The sequence below is a fragment of the Achromobacter sp. SIMBA_011 genome, assembly GCF_046535435.1.
Lineage (GTDB): Bacteria > Pseudomonadota > Gammaproteobacteria > Burkholderiales > Burkholderiaceae_B > Achromobacter > Achromobacter dolens.
In genome coordinates, this window is sequence record NZ_JAWRWN010000011.1 from 91,090 (window position 1) to 117,322 (window position 26,233).

Genomic DNA, 26,233 nt, shown 5'->3' on the forward strand with positions numbered 1-26,233 from the left:
GGGATGCTGCCTGCCTCAGACGGCGGCAGCGCCCCCTACGATTTCCGAAATTTCCTTGGTGATCGCGGCCTGGCGGGTCTTGTTGTAGACCAGTTGCAGATCGCCGATGACCTTCTTGGCGTTGTCCGACGCCGCCTTCATGGCGACCATCCGGGCCGACTGCTCCGAAGCCATGTTCTCGGCCACGGCTTGGTACAGCAGGCCTTCCACGTAACGCTGCAGCAGGTCGTCGATCACGCTACGAGCGTCGGGTTCGTAGATGTAATCCCAGCTGTAATCCGATTTCACTTCCGAAGTCTTGGCCAGGCTTTCGGCGCCCGTCTGGTACGGATCTTCCAAACCGCTGGCCAGGGGCAGCAGACGCAGGAACAGCGGCTCCTGCTTCATCGTGTTGACGAAGCGGGTCGAAGCCACGTACAGCGCGTCGATGCGGCCTTCCAGGTAGGCGTCGAGCTGCACCTTGATCGCGCCCAGCAGGCGATCCAGTTGCGGCTTGTCGCCCAGTTGCACTTCCTGGGAAACCAGCTTGGCGCCGATACGGGACAGCACGCCCACGCCCTTGTTGCCGAAAGCGGTCGCCTGAACGGCGATGCCGTTCTTCTCGAACTCTTTCAGCTTCGTCAACACCACGCGGGTGATGTTGGTGTTCAAGCCGCCGCACAGACCCTTGTCCGTCGTCACCATGACCACGCCGACCGCCTTGATTTCGCGCTCGACCAGGTACGGGTGGCTGTACTCGGGATTGGCCTGCATCAGGTGCGCGGCGATCTCGCGCACCTTGGTGGCGTACGGACGGCCCGCGCGCATCCGCTCCTGCGCCTTGCGCATCTTGGATGCGGCGACCATTTCCATCGCCTTGGTGATCTTGCGCGTGTTTTGCACGCTCTTGATCTTGGTTCGGATTTCCTTAATTCCGGGCATTGCGCTTTCCTGTGAAGACTGGCCGATGGGTTGTCGCTTGCGCCTCAACCATCCGATAAGGATGGGTGAGGCGCTAGCGCGCCTAACCCATCACTTTCTTAAAAAGCACCGTGCTTCTTGAATTCCTGGATGGCGGCGGCGAGTTCGCTTTCGTCATCCTTGGACAGTTCCTTGGTGTCTTCGACGCGCTGGATCAGGGCCGCGTGCTTGGCCTTGAGCTGGTCCTTCAGCGCCTTCTCGAACGACAGCACCTGGGCCACGTCCACGTCATCCAGGTAGCCGTTGTTGACCGTGTACAGCGTGACGGCCAGTTCCCACACTTGCAGCGGCTGGTATTGCGGCTGCTTGAGCAGTTCGACCACGCGCTTGCCGCGCTCGAGCTGGCGACGGGTGGCGTCGTCCAGGTCCGAGGCGAACTGCGCGAAGGCGGCCAGTTCACGGTACTGCGCCAGGTCGGTACGGATACCGCCGGACAGCTTCTTGACGACCTTGGTCTGGGCGGCACCGCCCACGCGCGACACCGAGATACCGGCGTTGATGGCGGGACGCACACCGGCGTTGAACAGGTCGGTTTCCAGGAAGATCTGGCCGTCGGTGATCGAGATCACGTTGGTCGGAACGAAGGCCGACACGTCGCCCGCCTGGGTTTCGATGATCGGCAGCGCGGTCAGCGAGCCGGTCTTGCCCTTGACGGCGCCACCGGTGAACTTCTCGACGTAGTCTTCGTTCACGCGAGCGGCACGCTCGAGCAGGCGCGAGTGCAGGTAGAACACGTCGCCCGGGTAGGCTTCGCGGCCCGGCGGACGGCGCAGCAGCAGCGAGACCTGGCGGTAGGCCCAGGCTTGCTTGGTCAGGTCGTCATAGACGATCAGGGCGTCTTCGCCGCGATCTCGGAAGTATTCGCCCATCGTGCAGCCGGCGTAGGCGGCCAGGTACTGCATGGCGGCGGAGTCCGAAGCCGAGGCGGCCACGACGATGGTGTATTCCATCGCGCCGTGCTCTTCCAGCTTGCGCACCACGTTGTTGATCGTCGAAGCCTTCTGGCCGATGGCGACGTACACGCAGGTGACGCCCTTGCCCTTCTGGCTGATGATGGTGTCGACGGCCACGGCGGTCTTGCCGGTCTGGCGGTCGCCAATGATCAGTTCGCGCTGGCCGCGGCCGATGGGAACCATCGAGTCGATAGCCTTGATGCCGGTTTGCAGCGGCTGCGACACCGAGCGGCGGGCGATAACGCCGGGGGCCACTTTTTCGATGATGTCGGTGGCCTTGGCGTTCACGGGGCCCTTGCCGTCGATCGGCTCGCCCAGCGTGTTGACCACGCGGCCTTTCAGCTCGGGGCCGACCGGCACTTCCAGAATGCGGCCGGTCGTCTTGACCGCGTCGCCTTCGGACACGCCGGTGTAGTCACCGAGAATAACGGCGCCGACGGAATCACGCTCGAGGTTGAGCGCCAGACCGAAGACGTTGTTGGGGAATTCGAGCATTTCGCCCTGCATCACGTCGGACAGGCCGTGGATGCGGGTAATACCGTCGGTCACGGACACGACGGTGCCCTGAGTACGGACATCAGCCGAAGCGCCCAGGCCCTCGATGCGGCTCTTGAGCAGTTCGCTGATCTCGGAGGGATTGAGTTGCATATTGACTCCTGGAATCCTGTTAGTGCTGCCTTTAAGCGGCGAGCGTATCGCGCATGCGGGCCAATTGGGCTTGTACGGAAGTATCGAGCACCTGGTCCCCGACGGCCACGCGCACGCCGCCGATCAACGACTGGTCGACGGTGACGACGGGCTTGAGCTTCAGGCCGAATTTCTTCTCGAGGGCAACGACCAGTTCTTGGACCTGGGCGTCGCTCAGCTCGAACGCGCTGGTGATTTCCGCCTGCGCCGTGCCGTCGTGACGGTTCCGCAGCACCACGAATTGCGTGGCGATCTCGGGCAGCAGCAGCAACCGGTCGTTTTCGACCAGCAGCTCGATGAAATTGCGGGCGGCCTGGGGCAGTTCGGCCTTCACCAGGCCGGTAAACAGCTCGACGCGCTGCTTGTCGCCCAGACGCGGATCGGCCATGGCCTCGCGCACGTCGGGGTTGGAGGCGACCTGCGACAGCTCGCTGACCAGGTCGGCCCAAGCCTGCAGGCCGGCCTTGTCGTCGCGCGCGGCGGCGAACAAGGCTTCGGCGTAGGGCCTGGCAACAGTGGAAAGTTCAGCCATGACGGTCCCGGATTAAAGCTGCGCGCGGAGCTGGTTCAGCAGCTCGGCGTGGGCGCGGGCGTCAACCTCGCGCTTGAGGATCTGTTCAGCACCCTTGACGGCCAGCGCGGCGACGTCGTCGCGCAGCGAATCACGGGCGCGCTGGACTTCCTGCGCGGCATCCTGTGCAGCTTGCGCCACGATGCGGGCACGCTCGGCTTCCGCTTCACGGCGGGCCTGCTCGATCAGGGAGGCGGCTTGCTTCTCGGCCTCGATGATGCGGGCGTGGTTTTCGGACTTGGCAGAAGCCTCGATCAGACTGACACGCGCCTGGGCCTGGGCCAGATCGGCCTTGCCCTTCTCCGCGGCGGCAAGGCCGTCGGCGATTTTTTGGCGGCGCTCGTCCATCGCCTTCGTCAGAGGAGGCCACACGAATTTCATCGTGAACCAGCCCAGAACGAAGAACACGAGCATCTGGAAAATGATCGTCGCGTTCAGATTCACGGTCGTTCCTTTAACACCTTGCGGCTCCGACGACACCCGGGGCGGGCAACGCGGAGCACTCGATACTTTGCCGGTCGGCGACGGGGCTCAGGCCCGCATCGCCGCCAGCGTCATGACCCGCCTTTTCGCCGGCGGGCGTGCCTTAGCCGACGAACGGGTTGGCGAAGGCGAACAGCATGGCGATACCCACGCCGATCAGGAATGCCGCGTCGATCAGGCCAGCCAGCAGGAACATCTTGGTTTGCAGAGCATTCATCAGTTCAGGCTGACGAGCCGAAGCTTCCAGGTATTTGCCGCCCATCAGTGCGATGCCGATGCAAGCGCCGATAGCGCCCAGACCGATGATAAGACCGCAAGCGAGAGCAACGAAAGCGACGTTGGTCATGACAACTCCTTGGTTAGAAATCTGAAGTCAAAAAAATAAAAGATTGGGGTACTGCTCAATGCAAGAGGATCTTGCTATCCAGCGCCGGCCCGGAGGCCGACGCCGGAAATTCGGGGGATCAGTGGCCTTCGTGCGCCTGGCCGAGGTACACCAGGGTCAGCATCATGAAGATGAAGGCCTGGAGCAACACGATCAGGATGTGGAAGATGGCCCAGATCGAGCCGGCCAGCACGTGGCCGATTCCCAAGCCGATGCTGGCGCCGTTGAAACCGGTCCAGGCACCGCCCAAGAGGGCGATCAGCATGAAAATCAATTCGCCGGCGAACATGTTGCCGAACAACCGCATGCCCAGCGACACGGACTTGGCGGCGTATTCGATCAGGTTCAGCAGCAGGTTGAACGGCGCCAGGACGAGCGCGCCCAGGCCATGCGCATGGAACGGCGCGGTGAACAGTTCCTTGACGAAGCCGCCCGGGTGCTTGATCTTGATGCCGTAGTAGAACATCAGCAGCAGCACGCCCAGCGACATGCCCATCGGCACGTTCAGGTCGGCCGTCGGCAGCACGCGGTGGTAGTAGAGGGGGTCGCCGTGGTGCGCGCCCAGGCCGGTCAGGCGCCAGATCGACGGCATCAGGTCGACGGGCAGCAGGTCCAGCGCGTTCATCAGGATGATCCAGAGGAACACGGTGAGGGCGAGCGGAGCGATGAAGAGGCGGCTCTTGGCATTGTGGACGATGCCCTTGGCCTGGTCGTCGACCATGTCGACGATCATTTCCACGAAGGCCTGGAAGCGGCCCGGAACGCCGGCGGTCGCACGGCGGGCGGCGCGCCACAGGAAGAAGATGACGATCAGGCCCGTCAGGCCGGACCAGAACAACGAGTCGTAGTTGATGATGTCAAACTGAGCAATTGCAGTCTGTTTTTCGCCCGTATTGTTCAGGTGCACCAGGTGGTGCTGAATATAAGCGGACTGAGGCGACACGTCGCTGGCAGCAGCCATTTGAATCCTACCCTATTTGCTGTATGCCCGAGCCCTTGCGAGCCGGACGATTCCACGATTCCGTTTGCCGTTACCTACCCGGCGCGCTATGACAACTTGCGGAACATCAAAAGCAGGAGATATCCCTTCAGCGTGAGTATCAAGCCCAGCAGCGCGGCGGGCCAGACGAGACTGTCCTGCGCCACACGCGAAAGCAGCCACAACAGCAACGCCGTTGCGAACAACTTGATCAACTCACCAGAGAGAAAGGTAAAGGGACTGGCCTTACCGGCCCGAACACTGACAGCCAGGCGCAATGCGAACAACGCATTGGGTATGAAATACGCTCCTGCCCCCGCCAGCGCCGACCAACCTGCCGCCGCCCCTCCGACAAACCCCGCTATTACTGCTGCTGCGAGCCCCATGGCGCCTTGCGCCGCCAGTGCCAACAAGAGTCCGCGGCCAGCCTGCGCATTCAGCGCCGCGCGGTCCGCGTCGCTGAGAACCAGCACCCGGTCCACCGGATCCTGATCCGCCAGAACCTGGCGTGCCTCGCCCTGTTGCGCAAGGGGCTGATTCAACCCACAGGATGCATCCCGGGTTTTCTCATCCCAACCGCGCGCAGGTTCGTGCCGCACTGTGTTCTGCTGCATCAAACTTCCCCGCTTAAAGCCTCATACCGCAAGCCTTGCCCCTGTCAGAACCCTGGCGAAATCCCTGCCATGTGTTCTTATCCCGCAAGCGTCAAACCCGCAGAGTATAGCGTGATTCTTTTTACCCGAGCAAATGAACTTTCGGCGGTTTGTAAGGCGGCAACAGCATCCGCCGAGCCGCCCGCGGCGTGAAAAATTGGGGACGCGAAATCGGAGCGCCCTTGCATGCGCCAAGGGTCGCGCGGACCTCGGGCGGGCAAATAAAAACGGCCCCTCGCGGGGCCGTTGTTCGCGTCTCGGCGGCGAAAGCCGCGCCGCGTCGGATCGGTCAGTCGCGCTTGACCGGCGGCGGCGCCCACTGCCCGTCGAGCGCGACATCCTGCGGCCAGTACAGGCGCATGCTCAGCAGGAACTGGCCGTCGGCGGCGGGCGTCGCCAACCAGTTGGCGCGCTTGCGCTCGCCCGGATCGCGGCGCTGGATGTAGATGTCCAGGGAGCCATCGGCGTTGTACTTCAGGCCGTCGGTGCTGCGCAGCGCATAGCGGTTGGCCGGGTTGTCGGCGAAGCCGTGCTTGTCGTTATAGACATGCAGCGACCAGAAGGCGTTGGCCGGCGGCAACTGGCCCTTCTCGAAATGCAGCACGTAGTCCTCGTTCGAGTTGAGCGGGCGACCCTTGCTGTCGGCCACCGTGACCGGATAAAGCACGTCCTCGGCGGTCGGCGCGCCCAGGCCGGCATAGGCGATGGCGGCGCGGCGCGTGTAGTCGGTGCCATAGGTGCCGATGCCGGTGAGCACGGTGTTCCAGCCGTTCATCGGCGTGGCCAGGCGCGACACGCCATCGGCGATGCGGCGGCCGGCCAGCGGCTGCGCCTCGGTCAGCGCCTGTTGCACCGCAGGACTCAAGCGGCCATACGAGAACGGTTGGCGGGCGTCCAGACCGATGCGGCGCATGCGGTCCAGAATCGGCGTGTCGTTGGCATGCGGCGGATTGTTGCGCATGACGTCGAAGAACAGCGTGAAGAACGACGCCGCATCCAGGCCCGCGGCCTGCTCGGCCGGCGTGCCCTCGCCCACCGTCACCGGGGTGGACATTGGCATCGGCACGTCGCTGCCGATCGGGGCCGTGCCTACGCCCGGACCTGTCTGCGGATACGGCGTGGCGCTGCCAGGACCGCGATGGCGGCCGGGCGCCGGCGCCACCGGCGTCACCATGGGGCTGGCCGACATGTTGGCCTGGATCTGGTTGACCGCGGCGTAGTCCTGCGGACCGCCGGTCTGGGTCCAGCCGATCAGCCAGCCGGTCGAGGTGGGGCTGCGGATCACGTCCACGCCCGGCGGCGGCACACCGTCCCAATGGGGACCGACGATGGCGAACGATTGCGCGCCCTGGCCATTGGTGCGCGTGCCGCGCGAGGCGAACACGTCGCTCCACATATCCAGCGCCGAGAGCACGGTGTAGCGGTTGCCGGTGTCGGGCAGGCGCACGATCAGCGGTGCGCGCGAGACATCGAACCACAGGCTCGAATACAGCGCGTCGGCGCTGGGCCAGGGCGTGTCGGCGGCGCGCGGATCGGGGAAGGCGGCCTTGTGGCCGAACTGGTTGACGGGCGCCTTGCCTTCGAGCGGCGACTGCACCGCGGTGGCCTTGCGGCGCGCCAGCTCCATCACCACCATCGGATAGGCGTAGACATAGGCGTCGATCGCGATGTCGCGCAGTTCCTGCGCGCTCATCTGCGGCGCGGGCGCGTTGGCGGCGGGATACGGCGTTTCCGATACCAGCCGCAGCGTCGGCTGCGGCGATTGCGCTTGCGTAGCGGTCATGAAGCAGGCGCTGAGGGCGCCCGCGAGCACGGCGGCTGACCACCGGCGGTTGAAGGGGGAAGTACGCATGCAAGGCTCCTTGTTGCTATTGTTTGCAGACGAGCCGCCGCGCTTGGGGCTTACCAGTTCGGGCAAGCCTCTCTGGCGCGACATCTCGTTTTCAGAGTGACGCGTTTTCAGGATAGGGCCGATCACTGCAACAAGGTGCTGTCCAAAAGTTTCAAGGCGCAACGCACCAACCCGACCGCGCAGGCATGAAAAACGCGCCCGGAAAGGGCGCGCACGGGAAAACAGGGCCGGACGTCGGGGCCACGCGCCCGGGATACCCGGCCCCGGCGCAGCCGGGCCGGCGTAACAAGGCTTAACGGTGTTTGAAGTCCGGTTTGCGCTTTTCGGTGAAGGCGGCCATGCCTTCCTTCTGGTCCTCGGTCGCGAACAGCGAATGGAAGACGCGGCGCTCGAACAGCAAGCCTTCGTTGAGCGAACCTTCGAAGGCGCGGTTGACGCATTCCTTGGCCATCATGACCGAGGGCAGCGACATCGAGGCGATCACGGTGGCGGCCTCCAGGGCTTCGTCCATCAGCTTGTCGGCCGGCACCACGCGCGACACCAAGCCGGCGCGCTCGGCTTCCTCGGCGCCCATCATGCGGGCGGTCAGGGCCATGTCCATGGCCTTGGCCTTGCCCACCGCACGCGGCAGGCGCTGGGTGCCGCCGGCGCCGGGAATGACGCCCAGCTTGATCTCGGGCTGGCCGAACTTGGCCGTGTCGGCGGCGATGATGATGTCGCACATCATGGCCAGTTCGCAGCCGCCGCCGAGCGCGTAGCCGGCGACCGCGGCGATCACGGGCTTGCGGATGCGCTTGAGGGTTTCCCAGTTGCGGGTGATGTATTCGCTGCCGTACACATCCATGTACGACCAGTCTTTCATGGCGCCGATGTCGGCGCCCGCGGCAAAGGCCTTTTCGCTGCCGGTGATGACGACCGCGCCGATGTCCGCATCCGCCTCGAAAGCCAGCAGCGCCGCCCCGAGCTCGTTCATCAGTTGATCGTTGAGCGCGTTGAGCGCCTTGGGGCGGTTCAGCGTCAGCAGACCGACGCGGCCGCGGGTTTCGACCAGCACAAACGACTCGCTCATTACCTGTCTCCAGAGGATGGGATGAAATAAGATATACGCATGGAAAAAACCGATGCTTTCCCCATACTTTACCGCCTCGCGCCCCACGACCCCGCGGGGCACCGCTACCGGATAACCCTAACCATCCAGGCGCCCTCGCCGGACGGCCAGCGCCTGTCGCTGCCGGCCTGGATTCCGGGCAGCTACCTGATCCGCGATTTTTCGCGCCAGATCGAGTCGCTGACGGCCCATTGCGGCAATCGCCGCGTGGCTGTCGACAAAATAGACAATCACACCTGGCAGGCCGCGCCCTGCGACGGCCCGCTGCGGGTCGAGTACACGGTTTACGCCTGGGACCTGTCGGTGCGCGGCGCGCACCTGGACGAAACCCACGGTTTCTTCAACGGCACCAGCGTGTTCCTGCGCGTGCATGGACAGGACCACCTGCCCTGCCTGGTGGACCTGGCGCCGCCGCGCGGCATCGACGGCTGGAAGGTCTACACCAGCCTGCCCGAGGCCCGCGGCCACACGGGCGCGGCGCGCCGCCATGGCTTCGGCCTGTACCTGGCGCCGGACTACGACGCGCTGATCGATCATCCCGTTGAAATGGGCACGCCGCAGGTGGCGAGCTTCACGGCGCATGGCGCCGAGCACGAACTGGTGTTCACAGGCGTGGCGCCCAACCTGGACCTGGCCCGCATCACCGACGACGTACGCAGGATCTGCGAAACCCAGATCGCCTTTTTCGAACCGCGCGGCAAGCGCGCGCCCTTCCTGGACAGCAGCGACCGCTATGTCTTCATGACGATGGTGACGGGCGACGGCTACGGCGGCCTGGAACACCGCGCCAGCACGGCGTTGATGACGGCGCGCAAGGACCTGCCGGTGCTGGGCCAGCAGGGCCAGGGCGAAGGCTATCGCGGCTTCCTGGGGCTGGTCAGCCACGAGTATTTCCATACCTGGAACGTCAAGCGCATCAAGCCGCAGGCGTTCGTGCCGTACGACCTGGCGCAGCCGGACCTGACGCGGCTGTTGTGGGTGTTCGAGGGGTTCACGTCCTACTACGACGATCTGCTGCTGCTGCGCTCCAACGTCATCACGCAGAACGATTACCTGCGCCTGCTGGCCAAGACCATCACCAGCGTGGCGCGCACGCCGGGGCGGCACAAGCAGTCGGTGGCGGAAAGTTCGTTCGACGCGTGGACGCGCTATTACAAGCAGGACGAGAATTCGCCCAATGCGCTGGTGAGTTATTACACCAAGGGCGCGCTGGTGGCGCTGGGGCTGGATCTGCTGATCCGCCAGGAGTCTGCGGGCGCGCATTCGCTGGACGATGTGATGCGGCTGTTGTGGCAGCGGTATGGGCGCGATTTCTATCGCGGCAAGGCGCAGGGGTTGGCGGAGGATGGCCTGCCGGCGCTGATCAAGGAGGCGACCGGGGTGGATGCGCGGCGCTTCATCGCGCGGCATGCCTACGGGACGGCGGATGTGCCGCTGGCGGAGCTGCTGGCCGCTCAAGGCGTCAAGCTGCAATGGAAAGCCTCGGTCAATATTCCTTCGCTGGATGTGCGCACGCGCAAGCAGGGGGATTCACTGGTGCTGGCGACGGTGCTGGAGGGCGGCGCGGGACATAAGGGCGGGTTGTCTGCCGGGGATGTGCTGGTGGCGATCGATGGCTTGAAGGTCGAAGGGGCCGCGGGCGTCGAAGTGTTGCTGGGGCAGTATCGGGTGGGGGATCGCGTGAGCGTGCATGTGTTCAGGCGGGATGAGTTGAGGGTGTTTCAGGTTCGTTTGAATGGGCCTGAGGCGCTGGATTGTGTGTTGTCGGTTGGGTGAGTATTTTTTTGAGGGCCTTCTTTATTGGAAGGCTCTTTTTGCATTGGGGCGGTGGGGTTCTTTAGGCGCGTGTGGCGGGGCAGGCGGGGGAGGACGGGGCTACGATTGCGGTCCGGAGCCTTCGCTCCGGACTGCCCCTGCGTCAACCTCGTACGCCTTCGGCTCCCTTCGGTTTCCCTTGGGCGCATCTACACGCCCCGCCCTCCCCCGCCTGCCCCGCCACACGCTCGCGTTGAGACTTAACGGCCGTTGCTGGGGTGGGCTGTTTGCTTGGCGTTTTTGCCGTCTAGGTGTGGGGTGGGAGGGTCTTGCGGGGCCCGCCGCAAAGCGGCCGCGCGGGCGGCCTTTTGCGGCTTACGTTGTGTCTTGCGATTTGTGATGACGCTCTCGCGTGTGCTTCAGTTCAACTTCGCGCCGGAGACTTCGACGGCTTGTTTCCAGGTGTCGAGTTCCTTGTTGATGTGGTCGGCGAAGGCGGCGGGGGTTGAGCCTACGGTTTCGTAGCCGTAGCTGTTTAGCTGGGCCTTCAGGTCGGGGGTGTTGATGGCGGCGGCGATGGCGCTGCTGAGGGTGTCGAGGATGGCGGGTGGCGTGTTGGCGGGGGCCAGGATGCCGTACCAGCCGTTGACGACGAAGCCGGGGACGGCTTCGGCGACGGTGGGGACGTTGGGCAGCAAGGGGGAGCGGTGTTCGCCGGTGACGGCCAGGGCCTTGAGCTTGCCGGACTGGACCTGGGGCAGCGAGGTGGAGATGCTGTCGAACATCAGGGAGACCTCGCCGCCCAACAGGGCGACGACGGCGGGGCCGCTGCCTTTGTAGGGGACGTGCAGCATGTCGGCGCCGGTGCGGTGCTTGAAGATCTCGGCGGCCAGGTGGCTGGTGTTGCCGTTGCCGGCGGAGGCGAAGCTGAGCTTGCCGGGATGCTGCCTGGCGTAGGCGATGAGTTCAGGGATGTTGTTCGCTGGCGTGGACAGCGGGGCCGAGACCAGCATGGGCAGGGTCGCGACCAGCGAGACCGGGGCGAAGTCGCGCCGGGTGTCGTAGGGCAGCGAGGGGTAGAGGCTGGGATTGATGGCGTGGGCGGCCAGGACCATCAGCAGGGTGTAGCCGTCCGGTTTGGCACGCGCCAGTTGCGAAGAGGCGATGGCGCCGCCGGCGCCCGGCTTGTACTCCAGCACCACGGGCTGGTTCCACTTCTTCTGCAAGGCCGCGCCGAGCGGGCGGGCCAGCATGTCGGCGCTGCCGCCGGGCGGATACGGGATCAGCAGCGTAATCGGCTTGTCGGGATAGGCGCCGGCGGGTGCTGCCGCCGCGGGCTGTGCGCGGACGGTGGTCGCCGCGGCAAACAACAGGCTGGCGGTTGCCAGGACGGCTAGGACGGGACGGTGCATGGCGGACTCCGGGATGGCTCGGACAGGGCGGGTTGCCTCAGCCCCTGACGTAGCGCGGCGCGCCGGCGGCATCGAGCGCGATGACCGATGGCGTGTCGGTAAACCGCAAGGGCGCTTCGGTGGCGGCCTGCAGATCGTCGGCGCTGACGCCCCGCAGCATGGCGTGCACGCGCAGGCCGTCGGGCGTAACGTCGATCACGGCCAGGTCGGTGTAGATACGTGTGACGACGCGCGCGCCGGTCAGTGGGTAGCGGCATTGGCGCAGAATCTTGGGCGCGCCGTCGCGGCCGCGGTGTTCCATCATGGCCAGCACCTGGCGCGCGCCGACCGCCAGGTCCATGGCGCCGCCGACGGCCGGAATGGCGTCGGCGGCGTCGGTCTTCCAGTTGGCCAGGTCGCCGCGTTCCGAGACCTGGAAGGCGCCGAGCACGGCGTAGTCGAGATGGCCGCCGCGCATCATGGCGAACGACACGGTGTGTTCGGTGATGGAGGCGCCCGGCAGCAGCGTGATGGGCTGGCGGCTGGCGTTGATGAGGTCCGGATCGATGGCGTCTCCAGCCGCGGCCGGCCCCATGCCGGTGATGCCGTTCTCGCTGTGCAAGAGGATGTCCTTGTCGGGCGGCAGGTAGTCGCCCACCAGGGTCGGCATGCCGATGCCGAGGTTGACGACCGAGCCGTCGGGGATATCGCCGGCCAGCAGTTGCGCGACCTGCTGGCGGGTCATGGGGGTGATCGTCGGCATGTCAGGTCTCCACCCGCACCACGGTTTTCACGAACAGGCCGGGCGTCATGATGTGCTCGGGCGCGAAGGCGCCCAGCGGCACGACCTCGTCGACCTGGGCGATGGCGTGGCCGGCGGCCATGCACATCACGGGATTGAAATTGCGCGCGGCGTGGCGGTACATCAGGTTGCCCCAGCGGTCGCCCTGGTGCGCGCGGATCAGTGCGTAGTCGCCGCGCAGCGGCTGCTCCAGCACGTAGCCGACGCCGTCGATCACCTCCTGGCGGCGGCCTTGCGCCAGCTCGGTGCCGTAGCCGGTGGGCGTGTAGAACGGCCCCAGGCCCGCGCCGGCCGCGCGCAGGCGTTCGGCCAGGGTGCCCTGCGGCACGCATTCCAGCTCCACCTCGCCGGCGCGGAAGGCGCGGGCGAACGCTTCTGAATTGGGCGGGCGCGGATGCGAGCAGATGATCTTGCGCACCTGGCGGCGATTGAGCAGCGCGGCGATGCCGCGGTCGTGGGTGCCGGCGTTGTTCGCGATGAGGGTCAGGTCGCGCCGGCCCAGCTCGGCCAGGCAGTGCAGCAATTCGTACGGCACGCCGGCCTCGCCGAAGCCCCCCACCAGCACGCTGGCGCCGTCGGGAATGACGGCCACGGCATCCCTCATGCAAGCCTGAATCTTGTCGATCACTTATTGCTCCTGCGCGATGCCCGCGGCGTCCACGATCTGTTTCCAGCGCGTGCGTTCCTGGTCGATGAAGGCGGCGAACTCGGCTGGCGTGTTGCCGCCGGCCTGCCCGCCCATGGCACGAAAGCGCTCGGCGATGTCGGGGCTGCGCACCACGTCGCGGGTGGCGGCATAAAGCGTGTCGATGACGGTGGCGGGCGTGCCGACCGGCGCCACCAGGCCGAACCAGGCGGTGACCACCATGTCGGACACGCCGGCCTCGGCCATCGTCGGCACGTCGGGCAATTCCGCCAGGCGCCGCGCGCTGGTGACGGCCAGCGCGCGCAGCTTGCCCGACTGGATGTAGGGCATGGAGCTGGGCAGGTTGTCGATCATGAAGGTGAACTGCTGGCCCAGCAGCGCCGCCACCGCGGGGCCCGCGCCCTTGTAGGGCACGTGCGTGCCACCGATGCCGGCGCGCTGCTTGAACAGCTCGGCCGACAGGTGCGGCGACTGGCCGCTGCCCGAACTGCCGAACGACACCTTGCCCGGGTCCTTGCGAGCCAGCGCCAGCAGGTCGGCCACGCTGTGCGCGGGCGAGGCCTCGTTGACCACCAGCACGTTGGGCACGGAAATCACCAGCGTCACCGGCGCGAAGTCGGCCGGCTTGTAGGGCAGCGTCTTGTAGAGCGCGTAGTTGATGGCGTTGGGGCCGATGTTGCCCATCAGCACCGTGTAGCCGTCAGGCTTGGCGCGCGCCAGGGTCTGCGCGCCGATGATGCCGGCGGCGCCGGCGCGGTTCTCCACGATAACCTGCTGGCCCAGCTTCGTGGCCAGCTTGTCGGCGATCAGGCGCGCCGCGATGTCGGTGGTGCCGCCGGGCGAAGCCGGCACGATAAGGGTGATGGGCCGTTCGGGCCACGCCGCCAGGGCGGGACCCGCCATGGCGAGCGACAGCGCGCTGGCGGCCAGCCAGCGTTGCGGGTGCAGCATGCTTGTCTCCCTGCGTGATCCTGGTGCGAATCAACTTGTGCGGGAGAGTGTGGCCGCGATGCCGCGAAATGCCTATTCCGGAATCTGGAGGAGCGGCTTCGCCTGCGCAAAAGAGCGCGCGTCTCAGCGCGGCGGGCGCGCCGCGATCTGTCCCGCCGTGCGCAGGAACGCCTGCAGCGCGCGGTTGCCGTCGTCGCGCCGCGTGACTGCGTAGACCGTGCCGCTGCCGACCGCGGCCGGCAGCGCGCACACCGCGATGCGCGCGCCGAAATGGCCGCACGCAGAGCCCGGCACCAGGGCCACGCCCAGCCCGGCCGCCACCAGCGCCAGTTGCGCCGGCACTTCGGCCACGCGCTGCGCCACCGACTGCGCCAGGCCGGCGCGGGCGCAGGTATCGGCCAGCTCGCGGGCGAAGGCCGAGGTCTCGGTGCGCAGCATCACGAAAGCGTCCTGCCTGAGGTCGGCCAACGCCAGGCGCTTGCGCCCGGCCAGGCGGTGCCCGGGCGGCAGGGCCGCCACCACGGGATCGGGCCACAGCGCCAGCGATTGCAGTTCGTCGTCGTCCACGGCGGTGCGCGAGATGCTGACGTCGATCCGGTGGCCGCGCACCGCGTCCAACTGCGCGGCGGGATTCATTTCATTGAGCAGCACCGACACCTGCGGGTGGGTCTGCGCATGACGCGCGATCAGCGCCGGCACCGCCCCCAGGAAGTGCGAGCCGGACAGGCCGATCTCGACCCGCCCCGCCCTGCCCTGGTCGACGGCGCGCGCCCGCACCGTGGCGTCCTTGAGGCCGGCGAGCGTGGCGCGCACGTCGTTCAGGAACGCGGCGCCGGCCTCGGTCAGCGTCACCCGCCGGTTGGTGCGGTCGAACAGCCTGACCTCCAGCTCGCGCTCGAGCTGGGCGATCTGCAGGCTCAGCGGCGGCTGCGAAATGTGCAGCCGGGCGGCGGCGCGGGTGAAGTTGAGTTCTTCGGCCAGCACGGCGAAATAACGGAGTTGGCGGATTTCCATGGCGGCCAATGATTTGCGAAATATATGAAACCAGACAAAAACTATATTGGAAACTATCGTTCGCGGCGAGCAGAATCGGCTTCTCGCGCCCTCCCGGGCGCTGACAACGCTTACCGGAGACCCGCCATGACCCAGTCGCCCCGCGTCCTGCGCATCGGCCAGATCGTTCCCAGTTCCAACACCACCATGGAAACGGAGATCCCCGCCATGCTGCGCCGGCGCGAGACCATCGCGCCCGAACGCTTCACCTTCCATTCCAGCCGCATGCGCATGAAGCAAGTGACGGCGGCCGAGCTGGCCTCGATGGACCGCGAGTCCGACCGCTGCGCGCAGGAACTGTCGGACGCGCGCGTCGACGTGCTGGGCTACGCCTGCCTGGTGGCCATCATGGCGCAGGGCCTGGGCTACCACCGCGCCTCGCAGGAACGGCTGCACCAGGCCACCGTGGACAACGGCGCGCCCGCGCCCATCGTCTCCAGCGCCGGCGCGCTGGTCGAGGGCCTGCACGCCATCGGCGCGCGCAAGGTCGCCATCCTGACGCCCTACATGAAGCCGCTGACCAAGCTGGTGGTGGACTACATCGAACACGAAGGCATCGAGGTGCACGACAGCCTGTCGCTGGAGATCGCCGACAACCTGAAGGTGGGCGCGCAGGACCCGCTGGCGCCCGCCAGCCATGTCGAACGCCTGGATACGCGCGGCGTCGACGCGGTGGTGCTGTCGGCCTGCGTGCAGATGCCGTCGCTGGCGTCGATCCAGCCGGTGCAGGACCGCCTGGGCCTGCCGGTGGTGACGGCCGCCGCGGCCACGGTCTATCGCATGCTCAAGGTGCTGGACCTGGAAACGCGCGTGCCCGACGCCGGCGAACTGCTGACCGGCAAGTACTGAGCGGCGTGGCCGCCACCTGCGCGAAAGGCAGGGCAAGCGGCTTTCGGATGCGGGATCAGGGCTAGCGCTTTTTTACCGGCGACACAGCCTGTCGAATGGCGGGCGCGTGCGCGCGCAACGTGTCCCACAAGCGCGTCATGACCGGCCCCTGCGGCCGGTCGGCGCGGCGCGCGGCCGCCAACGTCTCGGTGCTGCCCGGCAGGTGACGATTGGCCAGCGACCACAGGCGGCCATCGCGCAACTCGTCTTCCACCAGGAAGCGCGGCATGTGGCCCCAGCCCAGGCCCTGCAGGATGATCTCCTTCTTCATCAGTTGGTCGGCCACGGTGCACTGACGCGCCCCCTCCACCATGAAGTAATCGCGCGCCGGCGTGTGGCGGGCGGTGTCGCGCATGACGCATTGGGTGTAGTCGCGCAGGTGCTCGGGCCGCAACGCGCGCGGGGCCGACGGCAGATAGCCGGGTGCGGCCACCGGCACGAATGGCACGCTGCCCAGTTCCAGGCATTCGACGCGCGCCTCGCCCGGCTCCACGCGGTGCAGGATCAGGTCGGCATCGCCGTCCAGCAGCCGTTCCCACGGCCCGGTCACGGCCTCGAAGTGCAGGTTCAGGCGCGTGGCCGGCCACTGCGCGAAGAACTGGCCCAACAGTCCCAGCAGCAGCGGGCGTGGACAGAAGTCGCCAATCACCACGTTCAACTCGCTTTCCTGGCCCATCGCCAGTTGTTCGGCGTGGGCGCGCAGGCCGGCCAGTTCGCGCAGCAGGCCCTGCGCGCGCAGATGGAACGAATGCCCCGCGGCGGTGGGCCGCACCCGGTAGCCGCTGCGGTCCAGCAGCGCCAGGTCCAATTGGCGCTCCAGCTTGGCCACGGCGGCGAATACCGCCGGGTGCGAGCGGTGCAGGGTCTCGGCGGCGGCCTGGAAGCCGCCGGCCCGCACCACCGCGTCAAAGCACTGCAGGTCGTGCAGGGTGAACTCGCTCATGTCAGGTTTTCCTACAGTGACTGTGCGGTCTTTGTAATTTCTTTCAGGCCGGGCGGCAACTACGATGTCTTCAACGACTACCCCGTTGCCCGGCCCGGCAGATGAGCGCGACATCCGCTCCAGGCCTCGCATCTCCTTCATGAACAGGACGCTCATCATGCCTGCCGACACGACTTTCATCACCACGGGCGACGGCGCCCGCATCGCCTACCGCTGGGACGGCGATGCCGGCCTGCCGCTGCTGGCCTTGTCCAACTCCATCGGCACCACGCTGCACATGTGGGACGACCTGGTGCCGGCGCTGGCGCGGCATTTCCGCGTGCTCCGCTTCGATACCCGCGGGCATGGCAATTCCAGCGTGCCTGCCGGCGCCTACTCGCTGGACCGGCTCGGCCGCGACGTGCTGGAGCTGTTCGATGCGCTGGACGTGACGCGCGCCCACTTCCTCGGCCTGTCGCTGGGCGGCATCATCGGGCAATGGCTGGGCGTGCATGCGCCCGAGCGCATCGACCGCCTGATCCTGGCCAACACCTCGCCCTATCTCGGCCCCGCGCCGCAGTGGGATGAACGCATCGCCACCACGCTGCGGGCGCCGGACATGACACAGGCCGCCGAGACGTTCCTGGCGAACTGGTTCCCGGCGTCGATGCTGCGCGCCGGCGGGCCGGTCATCGACACCTTCCGCGACATGCTGCTGAACACCGATCCGCAAGGCCTGGCGGGCGCGTTCGCCGCGGTGCGCGACGCCGACCTGCGCCGCACCATCGCGCTGATTCCGCGGCCGACGCTGGTGATCGCGGGCCGCGACGACACCGTCACGGCCGCCAGCCATGGCGAACAGATCGCCGCGACCGTGCCGGGCGCGCAGTGGCTGCTGTTGGAGGCGGTGCACCTGTCCAACATCGAGCGGCCGGATGAATTCCGCGACGCGGTGCTGGGATTCCTGCTGGCGCGCTGAGGCCCGGGCGCGTCGCCCGATGCCGGCCGTTTGCAGGGTCGGACATTCGGCGACGCGATGGCGGCGTCGACGGGCGTGATGTCAGCGGCGCCGCACAACGGCCCCGGCGTTATTCCCCGGCGCGTTCCCAGCGCCGCTGGATCGCCTTGGCCGCCACCACGCCGTCCGCCATCGACGTGACCACGCAGGGATGCATGCGGTGAGCCACCTCGCCGATGGCGTAGATGTCCGGCACGCTGGTCTCGGCGGTGGCGAAATCGGTGCGGATGTAGCCACGCTCGTCGCGCGCCAGTTGCAGGCCGTCGGCGAACGCGGCCTGCGGCTCCCAGCCGTAGAACACCAGGATCAGGTCGTAGCGCTGGCCGTCGACGCTGCGGGTGGCCGGATCGACCTGGTACGGACCGATGCGCACGCCTTCCTTGCCGGCGCGCAGCACCCACTGCTGCTGGGCGCGCACGCTGCGGGCGTACAGGTGCACGGCGCGTGCGCCGCGGTTGCGCACATAGACGTAATTCTCGAAGGCGTTGTCGCCGCCCCCCAGCACCGCCACCGACAGGCCGGAGTAATCCTGCGCCACGATCGGCGAACCCGGCCCGATCAGCACCCCCGGCCACTGCGAGCCCGGCGGATGTTCCGGAAAGCCCTTGGCGCGCACGCCCGAGGCGATCACCAGGGTGCGGCCGCGCGCCAGCGATACGTCCCCATTGGCGTCGGAAAGGGTCGCCTCGATGCCGCCCTTGCAGGGCCGCACCGCCGTCACCCGGGTGTCCAGGCGCAGCGGAACGCCAGCGGCGCGCACGCTGGTATCGATATTGGCGGCCACCTGCTGGCCGGTCATGCCGGGCAGCACCGCGATCCAGTCGTCGGCGAAGGGGTTGTCCACGGCCAGGCCGCCCAGGCGGCCGCTTGCCTCGACCAGCAACGGCGCCAGGCCCAGCCGGGCCAGCCAGAGGGCGCAGGAGGCGCCGGCCGGGCCGCCGCCTACAATGACCGCATCGTGCATCTGTTGCATTTCATCCCTTGTTTGCCGTCGCCGCCCCCACGCGGGCGTCCGGCCATGGCCGAATTGTAGCCAGCGCGCCGGCCCGGTCCGCCGCCGCCTTACAATTCCGGGATTCCACCCAGGTTTTCATCATGCCCACTCGCCGCATCATCCTATCCGGGCTCGCGCTCGACGCCCGCATCGGCATCCTCGAACATGAACGCCGCGCCACCCAGCCGCTGCACGTCGATGCCGAGTTCGACGTCGACATCCAGCGCGCGGTCGACGACCACGATATCCACAGCGTGCTGGACTATCGCCGCCTGCGCGAGGCCATCGTCGAGGAGTGCACCCAGGCGCACGTGAACCTGATCGAAACCCTGGTGGAACAAGTCGCCGCGCGCCTGTTGGCCGACTTCCATGAAATCCGCTCGCTGCGCCTGCGCATCAGCAAGCCCATGGCCTTCTCCGACTGTGCGGCGGTGGGCGTGGAAATCCAGATCTCGCGTTGACCATGAACGATATCGCCTCCCCCGACATCCGCGCCGTGGCGGACTCTCCTGACGCGGCGGCGCCGACCCGCGCCGTCTCCGTGGCCGGCCCCGACGACAAGAAGGCCCGCCACGAAGGCAACAAGCTCACCAAGCGCCTGGCGCGCGAGACCACCCGCGCCCTCTCCGACTACAACATGATCGAGGCGGGCGACCGCGTCATGGTGTGCCTGTCGGGCGGCAAGGACTCCTACGCCATGCTGGACATCCTGCTCCAGTTGCAAAAGCGCGCGCCGTTCCGGTTCGAACTGATCGCGGTCAACCTGGACCAGAAGCAACCCGGCTTTCCGGCCGACATCCTGCCGCGCTACCTGACCGAACTGGGCGTGCCGTTCCACATCGAGACGCAGGATACCTATTCCATCGTCACGCGCGTGCTCGAAGAAGGCAAGACGATGTGCTCGCTCTGTTCGCGCCTGCGCCGCGGCATCCTGTACCGCGTGGCCTCGGAACTGGGCGCCACCAAGATCGCGCTCGGCCACCACCGCGACGACATCCTGGGCACGTTCTTCCTGAACCTGTTCTACGGCGGCAAGGCCAAGGGCATGCCGCCCAAGCTGGTGTCCGACGACGGTCGCCACACCGTCATCCGCCCGCTCGCCTACGTGCCGGAAACCGACCTGATCGCCTACGCCGAACTCAAGCAGTTCCCGATCATCCCCTGCAACCTGTGCGGCTCCCAGGAAAACCTGAAGCGCAAGGAAGTCGGCCGCATGATCAAGCAATGGGACAAGGAGCACCCGGGCCGCTCGTGGAACGTCTTCAACGCGCTGTCACGCGTGGTGCCGTCGCACCTGATGGACCGCGACCTGTTCGACTTCGTCGGCCTCAAGCCGACCGGCGTGCCGGACGCCAACGGCGACACCGCGTTCGACACGGTCGATCCGTCGGATGAGGCGGACGAAGCCTGTGGCGATACGCCCGCCACGCCCGACGCCGCTGGCATCGTCGAAAAGAAAGTGACCTTCACGCGCGGCTGAACGCCGCCCTGTCCGCGCGCGGCGTGGATAGCAAAAGGCCCCGATGTTCCGACCCACGAGGGGCGAAATACCGGGGCCTTTTCCATAGTGGCGCTCAGGCGTTCAGCACCCTCACCGGCTGGCCGGCGCGCCAGGCCTTCACGGCCTCCAGCGCATTGCGGTAGAAGGCCTCGAAGTTCTCGCGGCTGACGTAGCCCAGGTGCGGCGTCAGGATGACGTTGTCCAGGTCGCGCACGCTGTCGGTGGGCGATAGCGGCTCTTCCGGATACACGTCCAGGCCGGCGCCGGCGATGCGGAACTTCACCAGCGCGTCCATCAGGGCTTCCTGGTCCACCAGCCCGGCGCGCGAGGTGTTCACCAGGTAGGCCGTCGGCTTCATCGCGGCCAGCGCCGCGGCGTCGACGATGTGGCGGCTGCGGTCGGACAGGATCAGGTGCAGGCTGACCACGTCGGAGGTGGCGAACAGTTCGTGCTTGTCCACCCGCGTGACGCCCGCCTCGGCGGCGCGCTCGTCGGTCAGGTTGGGGCTCCAGGCCACCACGTCCATGCCGAACGCAAGGCCCACCTTGGCCACCGCCGCGCCCAACTTGCCCAGTCCCAGCACGCCCAGGCGCTTGCCGGCCAGCGGCTCGGGCATGCCGGTCTGCCACATGCCGCGGCGCATGGCGGCGTCTTCGGCGGGCAGGTGCTTGAACAGGCCCAGGATGTGGGCCCACGCCAGTTCGGCGGTGGCGGTGTTGGCGTCGGCGCTGCCAGGCGCGCCACTGACCACGATGCCCTGCGCGGCGCAGGCCGGCATGTCGATGGCGTTGTTGCGCATGCCGGTGGTGACCAGCAGGCGCAGGTTGGGCAGCGCGCGGATGCGGTCGGCCGGGAACGGCGTGCGCTCGCGCATGGCCACGATCACGTCGAAGGGTTCGAGCGTGGCCTCGACCTGCTCGTCGGGGATGAAGTTGTTGAAGATCCGCACTTCGGCGTCGCCGCCCAGGGAACCCCAGTCCGCGTAGCGTTTGGCAACGTCGTGGTAATCGTCGAGTATTGCGATTTTCAAGTCTGTCTCCGGGTGGCGTGGCGCTCGCCGCGCCAGCCGCCCGGCCGACGCGACCCGCGCCGGTCAGTTCAGTCGTGCCTTGAGCTGGTCCAGCGGCAGCGCGCCGCTGATGCGCGTGCCGTCGGCGAAGAACAAGGTGGGGGTGCCGCGCACCATCAGTTGCTTGCCCAGCGCCAGCAGCTTGTCCTCGGGCACGCTGCAATTGGCGGTGGCCGGCTTCTGGCCGCGCAGCATCCAGTCGTCCCAGGCCTTGCCCGGGTCCGGCGCGCACCAGACATCGCGCACCTTGGTGTTCGAGTCCGGCGACAGGATCGGGTACAGGAAGGTATAGACGGTGAGGTTGTCGACGTCCTCGAGCGTCTTGCGCAACTGCTTGCAGTAGCCGCAGTTGGGGTCTTCGAAAATGGCGACCTTGCGCGAGCCGTCGCCCTTGACCTGCTTGATGGCCAGGTCCAGCGGCAATTGGTCGAACGGGATGGAGCCGAGCTTTTCCTGCGCCTCGCGGGTGACGTCGCGGCGCGTCATGGCGTCGATCAACGGCCCTTCCATGACCCAGGTCACCTTTTCATCGGTGTACAGCAGATCCATGCCCAACTGCACCTCGAACAGGCCGTAGGGCGTGCGGCGCACGGCGGTCACGTCCATGCCGGTGAAGCGCTGCTTGAAACGTTCCTTGACCGCGTCCGCCACGGGGTCCGCCGGCGCCACCTGGGTGGTGGAATAGCTCTTGCCGCCCTTGTCCGCCTTGCCGACCGAATTGGTGGAGACGGACTTGTCGCCGCTGGCCTGCGCCTGGGCGCCGGCCGACAGGCCCAGCCCGGCGGCCATGAAGCAGGCCGCCAGCACGGCGGGAAAACGGAAATTCATGGGGACTCCTGTATTTGTGACGTCTCGCCTTCGATGGCCGAAAGCGTAACCGATCCGGCGCCCGGCCCGGGCCGGCCTTCAGGGAATCAGACACGCCCGCCGCGGGCGGGTTCCGCCCCCCGGGGACCGGTCCCTAATTCGTCGATGCGCCGGCGATCAGGCGCCGCTTGACCAGCGGCGCGCGCTCGACCCAGTGCATGCCGGCATTGCGCAGCCACACCAGCGGCGTGGCGCGCGAGCCGAACAGCTTGTGCAAGCCGTCGGTGGCCAGCCGCAACGCCAGCACCGGCTCGGCGCGGGCGCGCTGGTAACGGTGCAGCACGCGCAGGTCGCCGGCCTGGCGGTAGGGTTCGCGTCCGGCCACGGTGCGGGCCAGCGCCTCGACGTCGCCCAGGCCCAGGTTCAGGCCCTGCCCGGCCAGCGGGTGCAGGCGATGCGCCGCGTCGCCGGCCAGCGCGATGCCGGGCGCCACCATCTGGGCGCGCTCCAGCGTCAGCGGGAAACCGTGCAGCGTGCTGCGCACCTTCAGGCGGCCCAGGCGGCCCTGCGCCGCGTGTTCCAGCATCGATTCGAGCCGCGCGGCCTGCTCCTCGGCCGGCAGCGCCAGCAATTCCCGGGCCTGCGCGTCGCGCATCGACCAGACCATCGACACCTGCGGGCCGTCGGCCGTGTCCGGCAGCGGCAGCAGCGCCAGCACGCCGTCGTCGCGGAACCACTGGAAGGCGGTGCCCTGGTGGGCGCGCTCGGCGTCCAGGTTCACCACCAGCCCGGTGTCGTGGTAGGACACGGCCTCGTGCTTGAGGCCGGCGGCGGTGCGCAGCGGCGAAGCGGCGCCATCGGCGCCGACGAACAATTCGGCCTGGATGCGGGCGCCGCTCTCGGTTTCCACCGTGCCAGCCTGGTAGCCGGTGCAGCGGTCTTCCAGCCAGGGGATGCCGAACATGCGCACGGCCTGGATCAGCACCCGCTCGATCTCGCCGGACTCGACGATCCAGGCCAGTTGCGGCAGGGCCGCCTGCCAGGCGTTCAGGTGTACCAGGCCATCGGCGTCGCCATGGATCTCCATGGCCTGCACCGGCGTCAGGCGGGCCGACGGCAGCGCGTCCCACACGCCCAGCTCGGCCAGGAAACGCTGGCTGGCGGGCGAAATGGCGTAGACGCGCGCGTGGTAATGGTTGGGATCGGCCGGCGGCACGCTCATGCGCGGCGCCAGCAGGGCCACGCGCTGGCCGCGGCGGGCCAGCGCCAGGGCCGAGGACAGGCCGACGATGCCGGCCCCGCAAACCACGATCTGGTGTGTCATCTTGCGCTCGGCTCCCCGGCCTGTTTCGGCCACAGCAGCCACATCTGGCCGCGCTGCTTCATGCGCCCGGCCTGCTGGCCGGCCTCGTCGCCGTAGCCCCAGTAGAAGTCGGCGCGCGCCGCGCCGCGGATGGCGGTGCCGGTGTCCTGCGCGAACACCAGGCGCTGCAACGGCCGGTCGGAGGCCGGGAAGGTGGTGGCCAGGAACACCGGCGTGCCCAGCGGCACGAAGCCGGCGTCCACCGCGATCGCGCGTTTCGGCGCCAGGTTGACGCCATAGGCGCCCTTGGGGCCGAGTTCGGGGTCGATCACCGGCTCTTCGCGGAAGAACACCACCGCCGGGTTGGCGTTGAGCATCTCGGGCACGCGCTTGGGATTGCGCTGCGCCCACGCGCGGATGTTCTGCATCGAGGCCTGGTCGGCCGACAGCTCGCCGCGGTCCGCCAGCCAGCGGCCGATGGACACGTAGGGCTGGCCGTTATGGTCGGCGTAGGCCACGCGGATGGTCTTGCCGCTGTCGGGGCCGTCGGTCAGCAGCACGCGGCCCGAGCCCTGCACCTGCAGGAAGAAGTTGTCGACCGGGTCGTCGACCCACACCACCACCGGCGGGCGGCGGCCGGTCGACTCGATGGCCGCGCGGGTGTCATAGGGCACCACGCGCTTGCCGTCGAGCTTGCCGCGCACGCGCTTGCCGGCCAGTTCCGGATAGACCGACCCCAGGTCGATGGTCAGCAGGTCGGCCGGCACCGCGTACAGGGGCCATTGGTAGTTGCCGCCCTGGCGGCGCGAACCGCGCACCAGCGGCTCGTAATAGCCGGTGACGGTGTTGGTGGCCGGCTTGCCGTCGGCCGCGTTCAGGCGCCAGGGTTGCAGGTAGGTCTGCAGGAAGCGGCGCACGCCCTCGGGGTCGTTGGCGGCCGGCGCCCGCGAAGGATCAGCCGCCGCGGCGCACACCGGCTGCCAGGCGCGCGGTGTGGCGCGCGCCGGCGCGGCCAGGTTGCCGCTGGTCGGGCGCATCAGCCCCTTGCAATTGCGCAGAAACAGGGGCCAGATCTGTGCCAGATCGTCATTGGTCCAGCCCGGCATCTCGGCCCAGGTGCCGGCCTTGTACTTGCCGGCCAGGGCGCGCGGCGGCGTATCGGGAAGGGACGACAGCGCCGGCACCACCAGCGGGCCGTCGACGGAGGCCGGGCGGGCGCCGGACGCGCCGGGTTCGCCGGATTCGGGCGGAATCTCGGAAGGGGTGGTACATGCCGCCAGCAGGACCGACAGCACGGACAGGCTAAGAATGCGCTTCATGAGCAGATGGAAAACCGTACAACGTATGACCGCGCCCCGTCAGTGCAGCGTGCGCGGCATGGCCAGGACGAATTCGGATATCGGCACTTCGAACGGAATGCCGTTCTCGCCGACGCAATGGTAGGTGCCGCGCATCGTCCCGACCGGCGTGGGCAGGGGACAGCCGCTGGTGTACTCGAAGGTCTCGCCGGGCGCCAGCAGGGGCTGCTGGCCCACGACGCCCAGCCCGCGCACTTCCTGCACGCGCTGGTTGCCATCGGTGATAATCCAGTGGCGGCTGATCACCTGGGCCGGATGTTCCCCGGTGTTGGTGATGCGCACGGTATAGGCGAACACGAATTGCTGCTCGCCGGGATCGGACTGTTCAGGCACGAAGCGCGGAGTGACAGAGACGCTCAGGTCGTAGGGTTTCACAGTCCTTTCCTGTGTGGCACGAGCAAGCTGCAATAATGGCACATTATGCCTTCACCCACCCCGAACACCATGTCTACCACCACCCGCATCACCCCCAGCATCCTGTCCGCCGACTTCGCCCGCCTGGGCGAGGAAGTGCGTGACGTGGTCGCCGCCGGCGCCGACTGGATCCATTTCGATGTGATGGACAATCACTACGTGCCCAACCTGACCATCGGCCCGATGGTCTGCGCGGCGATCCGTCCCCATGTTTCCGTGCCGATCGACGTGCACCTCATGGTCGAGCCGGTGGACGCCCTGGTGCCGATGTTCGCCAAGGCCGGCGCCAACTACATCAGCTTCCACCCGGAAGCCAGCCGCCACGTCGACCGCACCCTGTCGCTGATCCGCGAGAACGGCTGTAAGGCCGGCCTGGTGTTCAACCCCGCCACGCCCCTGTCGTACCTGGACCACGTCATGGACAAGGTCGACCTGGTGCTGATCATGTCGGTCAACCCCGGCTTCGGCGGCCAGAGCTTCATCCCCGGCGCGCTGACCAAGCTGCGCGAGGCCCGCGCCCGCATCGACGCCTGGACCCAGGCTGGCGGCCACGAAATCGTGCTGCAGGTGGACGGCGGCGTGAAGATCGACAACATCGCCGAAATCCGCCGCGCCGGCGCCGACACCTTCGTGGCCGGCTCGGCCATCTTCGGCAAGCCCGACTACCCCGGCATCATCAAGTCCATGCGCGAGCAGATCGCCATCGGCGAAACCACCGCCGTCTGAGGAA

Annotated in this window: 27 protein-coding genes; 6 read left to right on the forward strand and 21 right to left on the reverse strand. The window is 67.5% G+C overall.

Going from position 1 to position 26,233, the window contains the following annotated elements; translation table 11 throughout:
* Positions 1-15: 15 nt before the first annotated feature.
* The 9 genes from atpG to SB816_RS27055 form a co-directional block, all read right to left on the reverse strand.
* On the reverse strand, positions 16-921 hold the full coding sequence (gene atpG / locus SB816_RS27015; RefSeq protein WP_049070836.1) for a F0F1 ATP synthase subunit gamma: 906 nt from the start codon (positions 919-921) through the stop codon (positions 16-18).
* 98 nt (positions 922-1,019) lie between these two features.
* A complete protein-coding gene (gene atpA / locus SB816_RS27020; protein WP_049070835.1) occupies positions 1,020-2,561 on the reverse strand; it encodes a F0F1 ATP synthase subunit alpha in 1,542 nt (513 codons plus the stop codon).
* A 31-nt stretch (positions 2,562-2,592) separates the two neighbouring features.
* Positions 2,593-3,132 carry a F0F1 ATP synthase subunit delta gene (locus tag SB816_RS27025; RefSeq protein ID WP_049070834.1) on the reverse strand — a complete coding sequence of 180 codons (540 nt, stop codon included), beginning with the start codon at positions 3,130-3,132 and terminating at the stop codon, positions 2,593-2,595.
* Between the two features lie 12 nt (positions 3,133-3,144).
* Positions 3,145-3,615, reverse strand: a complete 471-nt coding sequence (locus SB816_RS27030) for a F0F1 ATP synthase subunit B (protein WP_006227275.1) — start codon at positions 3,613-3,615, stop codon at positions 3,145-3,147.
* Positions 3,616-3,757: 142 nt separating this feature from the next.
* Positions 3,758-4,000: a F0F1 ATP synthase subunit C gene (gene atpE, locus SB816_RS27035; RefSeq protein WP_003815363.1), complete on the reverse strand. Its 243-nt coding sequence runs from the start codon at positions 3,998-4,000 to the stop codon at positions 3,758-3,760.
* A gap of 118 nt (positions 4,001-4,118) precedes the next feature.
* Positions 4,119-5,000, reverse strand: coding sequence for a F0F1 ATP synthase subunit A (gene atpB, locus SB816_RS27040; protein WP_006386764.1), 882 nt, complete (start codon positions 4,998-5,000; stop codon positions 4,119-4,121).
* Positions 5,001-5,086: 86 nt separating this feature from the next.
* Positions 5,087-5,500: an ATP synthase subunit I gene (locus SB816_RS27045; RefSeq protein WP_054503772.1), complete on the reverse strand. Its 414-nt coding sequence runs from the start codon at positions 5,498-5,500 to the stop codon at positions 5,087-5,089.
* 460 nt (positions 5,501-5,960) lie between these two features.
* Positions 5,961-7,523, reverse strand: coding sequence for a DUF1254 domain-containing protein (locus SB816_RS27050; protein ID WP_054503613.1), 1,563 nt, complete (start codon positions 7,521-7,523; stop codon positions 5,961-5,963).
* A gap of 292 nt (positions 7,524-7,815) precedes the next feature.
* Positions 7,816-8,592, reverse strand: coding sequence for an enoyl-CoA hydratase (locus SB816_RS27055; RefSeq protein WP_049070829.1), 777 nt, complete (start codon positions 8,590-8,592; stop codon positions 7,816-7,818).
* 39 nt (positions 8,593-8,631) lie between these two features.
* Here SB816_RS27055 and SB816_RS27060 point away from each other — a divergent pair, with 39 nt between their 5' ends.
* Positions 8,632-10,407: a M61 family metallopeptidase gene (locus SB816_RS27060; protein WP_144656704.1), complete on the forward strand. Its 1,776-nt coding sequence runs from the start codon at positions 8,632-8,634 to the stop codon at positions 10,405-10,407.
* Between the two features lie 398 nt (positions 10,408-10,805).
* On the opposite strand, the gene SB816_RS27065 is transcribed toward SB816_RS27060, so the two are convergent.
* The 5 genes from SB816_RS27065 to SB816_RS27085 all read right to left on the reverse strand — a co-directional run bounded on the left by SB816_RS27065 (position 10,806) and on the right by SB816_RS27085 (position 15,190).
* Positions 10,806-11,798 (reverse strand): tripartite tricarboxylate transporter substrate binding protein, encoded by a 993-nt coding sequence (locus SB816_RS27065; protein ID WP_410547787.1) that lies wholly within the window; start codon positions 11,796-11,798, stop codon positions 10,806-10,808.
* A 37-nt stretch (positions 11,799-11,835) separates the two neighbouring features.
* Positions 11,836-12,540, reverse strand: coding sequence for a 3-oxoacid CoA-transferase subunit B (locus SB816_RS27070; protein ID WP_054503616.1), 705 nt, complete (start codon positions 12,538-12,540; stop codon positions 11,836-11,838).
* 1 nt (position 12,541) lies between these two features.
* A complete protein-coding gene (locus SB816_RS27075; RefSeq protein ID WP_064525946.1) occupies positions 12,542-13,207 on the reverse strand; it encodes a 3-oxoacid CoA-transferase subunit A in 666 nt (221 codons plus the stop codon).
* The gene (locus SB816_RS27080; protein WP_410547788.1) at positions 13,208-14,176 is read right to left on the reverse strand and encodes a Bug family tripartite tricarboxylate transporter substrate binding protein; all 969 of its coding nucleotides are present in this window, start codon (positions 14,174-14,176) and stop codon (positions 13,208-13,210) included.
* A gap of 123 nt (positions 14,177-14,299) precedes the next feature.
* Positions 14,300-15,190: a LysR substrate-binding domain-containing protein gene (locus SB816_RS27085; protein WP_116792731.1), complete on the reverse strand. Its 891-nt coding sequence runs from the start codon at positions 15,188-15,190 to the stop codon at positions 14,300-14,302.
* 126 nt (positions 15,191-15,316) lie between these two features.
* Between SB816_RS27085 and SB816_RS27090 the strand changes: the two genes are divergently transcribed.
* On the forward strand, positions 15,317-16,078 hold the full coding sequence (locus tag SB816_RS27090) for an aspartate/glutamate racemase family protein (protein WP_049070818.1): 762 nt from the start codon (positions 15,317-15,319) through the stop codon (positions 16,076-16,078).
* A gap of 61 nt (positions 16,079-16,139) precedes the next feature.
* Here the strand turns inward: SB816_RS27090 and SB816_RS27095 are convergent, their stop codons facing one another.
* Entirely contained in the window at positions 16,140-17,060 is a 921-nt protein-coding gene (locus tag SB816_RS27095) for a LysR family transcriptional regulator (RefSeq protein ID WP_410547789.1), read from the reverse strand.
* A 157-nt stretch (positions 17,061-17,217) separates the two neighbouring features.
* Here SB816_RS27095 and pcaD point away from each other — a divergent pair, with 157 nt between their 5' ends.
* Positions 17,218-18,018, forward strand: coding sequence for a 3-oxoadipate enol-lactonase (pcaD, locus tag SB816_RS27100; RefSeq protein ID WP_054503774.1), 801 nt, complete (start codon positions 17,218-17,220; stop codon positions 18,016-18,018).
* A 109-nt stretch (positions 18,019-18,127) separates the two neighbouring features.
* Here pcaD and SB816_RS27105 read toward each other — a convergent pair whose 3' ends face one another.
* Positions 18,128-19,030 carry an NAD(P)/FAD-dependent oxidoreductase gene (locus SB816_RS27105; RefSeq protein WP_054503620.1) on the reverse strand — a complete coding sequence of 301 codons (903 nt, stop codon included), beginning with the start codon at positions 19,028-19,030 and terminating at the stop codon, positions 18,128-18,130.
* Positions 19,031-19,152: 122 nt separating this feature from the next.
* Between SB816_RS27105 and folB the strand changes: the two genes are divergently transcribed.
* Together folB and ttcA are read left to right on the forward strand one after the other, a co-directional pair.
* On the forward strand, positions 19,153-19,512 hold the full coding sequence (gene folB / locus SB816_RS27110; protein WP_006386740.1) for a dihydroneopterin aldolase: 360 nt from the start codon (positions 19,153-19,155) through the stop codon (positions 19,510-19,512).
* A 2-nt stretch (positions 19,513-19,514) separates the two neighbouring features.
* On the forward strand, positions 19,515-20,531 hold the full coding sequence (gene ttcA, locus SB816_RS27115; RefSeq protein ID WP_054503621.1) for a tRNA 2-thiocytidine(32) synthetase TtcA: 1,017 nt from the start codon (positions 19,515-19,517) through the stop codon (positions 20,529-20,531).
* Positions 20,532-20,625: 94 nt separating this feature from the next.
* Here ttcA and SB816_RS27120 read toward each other — a convergent pair whose 3' ends face one another.
* The 5 genes from SB816_RS27120 to apaG form a co-directional block, all read right to left on the reverse strand.
* Entirely contained in the window at positions 20,626-21,582 is a 957-nt protein-coding gene (locus tag SB816_RS27120) for a D-2-hydroxyacid dehydrogenase family protein (protein ID WP_054503622.1), read from the reverse strand.
* A 63-nt stretch (positions 21,583-21,645) separates the two neighbouring features.
* Complete coding sequence (locus SB816_RS27125) at positions 21,646-22,449, reverse strand: DsbC family protein (RefSeq protein ID WP_410547790.1); 804 nt, start codon at positions 22,447-22,449, stop codon at positions 21,646-21,648.
* Positions 22,450-22,582: 133 nt separating this feature from the next.
* Entirely contained in the window at positions 22,583-23,752 is a 1,170-nt protein-coding gene (locus tag SB816_RS27130) for a UbiH/UbiF family hydroxylase (protein WP_054503623.1), read from the reverse strand.
* On the reverse strand, positions 23,749-25,050 hold the full coding sequence (locus SB816_RS27135; RefSeq protein WP_054503624.1) for a murein transglycosylase A: 1,302 nt from the start codon (positions 25,048-25,050) through the stop codon (positions 23,749-23,751). Before SB816_RS27135 ends, SB816_RS27130 begins: the two co-directional genes overlap by 4 nt.
* Before the next feature lie 39 nt (positions 25,051-25,089).
* A complete protein-coding gene (apaG, locus tag SB816_RS27140; RefSeq protein ID WP_054503625.1) occupies positions 25,090-25,464 on the reverse strand; it encodes a Co2+/Mg2+ efflux protein ApaG in 375 nt (124 codons plus the stop codon).
* A 45-nt stretch (positions 25,465-25,509) separates the two neighbouring features.
* On the opposite strand from apaG, the gene rpe reads away from it, so the two are divergent.
* A complete protein-coding gene (gene rpe / locus SB816_RS27145; RefSeq protein ID WP_049070804.1) occupies positions 25,510-26,229 on the forward strand; it encodes a ribulose-phosphate 3-epimerase in 720 nt (239 codons plus the stop codon).
* Positions 26,230-26,233: the final 4 nt, after the last annotated feature.

Excerpts from the sequence above, each read along its gene's own strand:
- SB816_RS27080 (WP_410547788.1), bottom strand. The coding sequence starts at position 14,176 with ATGCTGCACCCGCAACGCTGGCTGGCCGCCAGCGCGCTGTCGCTCGCC.
- SB816_RS27135 (WP_054503624.1), bottom strand. The coding sequence starts at position 25,050 with ATGAAGCGCATTCTTAGCCTGTCCGTGCTGTCGGTCCTGCTGGCGGCA.
- rpe (WP_049070804.1), top strand. The coding sequence starts at position 25,510 with ATGCCTTCACCCACCCCGAACACCATGTCTACCACCACCCGCATCACC.
- SB816_RS27085 (WP_116792731.1), bottom strand. The coding sequence starts at position 15,190 with ATGGAAATCCGCCAACTCCGTTATTTCGCCGTGCTGGCCGAAGAACTC.
- SB816_RS27095 (WP_410547789.1), bottom strand. The coding sequence starts at position 17,060 with ATGAGCGAGTTCACCCTGCACGACCTGCAGTGCTTTGACGCGGTGGTG.
- SB816_RS27065 (WP_410547787.1), bottom strand. The coding sequence starts at position 11,798 with ATGCACCGTCCCGTCCTAGCCGTCCTGGCAACCGCCAGCCTGTTGTTT.
- atpE (WP_003815363.1), bottom strand. The coding sequence starts at position 4,000 with ATGACCAACGTCGCTTTCGTTGCTCTCGCTTGCGGTCTTATCATCGGT.
- atpG (WP_049070836.1), bottom strand. The coding sequence starts at position 921 with ATGCCCGGAATTAAGGAAATCCGAACCAAGATCAAGAGCGTGCAAAAC.
- folB (WP_006386740.1), top strand. The coding sequence starts at position 19,153 with ATGCCCACTCGCCGCATCATCCTATCCGGGCTCGCGCTCGACGCCCGC.
- SB816_RS27105 (WP_054503620.1), bottom strand. The coding sequence starts at position 19,030 with ATGCAACAGATGCACGATGCGGTCATTGTAGGCGGCGGCCCGGCCGGC.
- SB816_RS27025 (WP_049070834.1), bottom strand. The coding sequence starts at position 3,132 with ATGGCTGAACTTTCCACTGTTGCCAGGCCCTACGCCGAAGCCTTGTTC.
- SB816_RS27070 (WP_054503616.1), bottom strand. The coding sequence starts at position 12,540 with ATGCCGACGATCACCCCCATGACCCGCCAGCAGGTCGCGCAACTGCTG.
- atpA (WP_049070835.1), bottom strand. The coding sequence starts at position 2,561 with ATGCAACTCAATCCCTCCGAGATCAGCGAACTGCTCAAGAGCCGCATC.
- SB816_RS27125 (WP_410547790.1), bottom strand. The coding sequence starts at position 22,449 with ATGAATTTCCGTTTTCCCGCCGTGCTGGCGGCCTGCTTCATGGCCGCC.
- SB816_RS27055 (WP_049070829.1), bottom strand. The coding sequence starts at position 8,592 with ATGAGCGAGTCGTTTGTGCTGGTCGAAACCCGCGGCCGCGTCGGTCTG.
- SB816_RS27060 (WP_144656704.1), top strand. The coding sequence starts at position 8,632 with ATGGAAAAAACCGATGCTTTCCCCATACTTTACCGCCTCGCGCCCCAC.
- SB816_RS27050 (WP_054503613.1), bottom strand. The coding sequence starts at position 7,523 with ATGCGTACTTCCCCCTTCAACCGCCGGTGGTCAGCCGCCGTGCTCGCG.
- SB816_RS27090 (WP_049070818.1), top strand. The coding sequence starts at position 15,317 with ATGACCCAGTCGCCCCGCGTCCTGCGCATCGGCCAGATCGTTCCCAGT.
- pcaD (WP_054503774.1), top strand. The coding sequence starts at position 17,218 with ATGCCTGCCGACACGACTTTCATCACCACGGGCGACGGCGCCCGCATC.
- atpB (WP_006386764.1), bottom strand. The coding sequence starts at position 5,000 with ATGGCTGCTGCCAGCGACGTGTCGCCTCAGTCCGCTTATATTCAGCAC.
- SB816_RS27130 (WP_054503623.1), bottom strand. The coding sequence starts at position 23,752 with ATGACACACCAGATCGTGGTTTGCGGGGCCGGCATCGTCGGCCTGTCC.
- ttcA (WP_054503621.1), top strand. The coding sequence starts at position 19,515 with ATGAACGATATCGCCTCCCCCGACATCCGCGCCGTGGCGGACTCTCCT.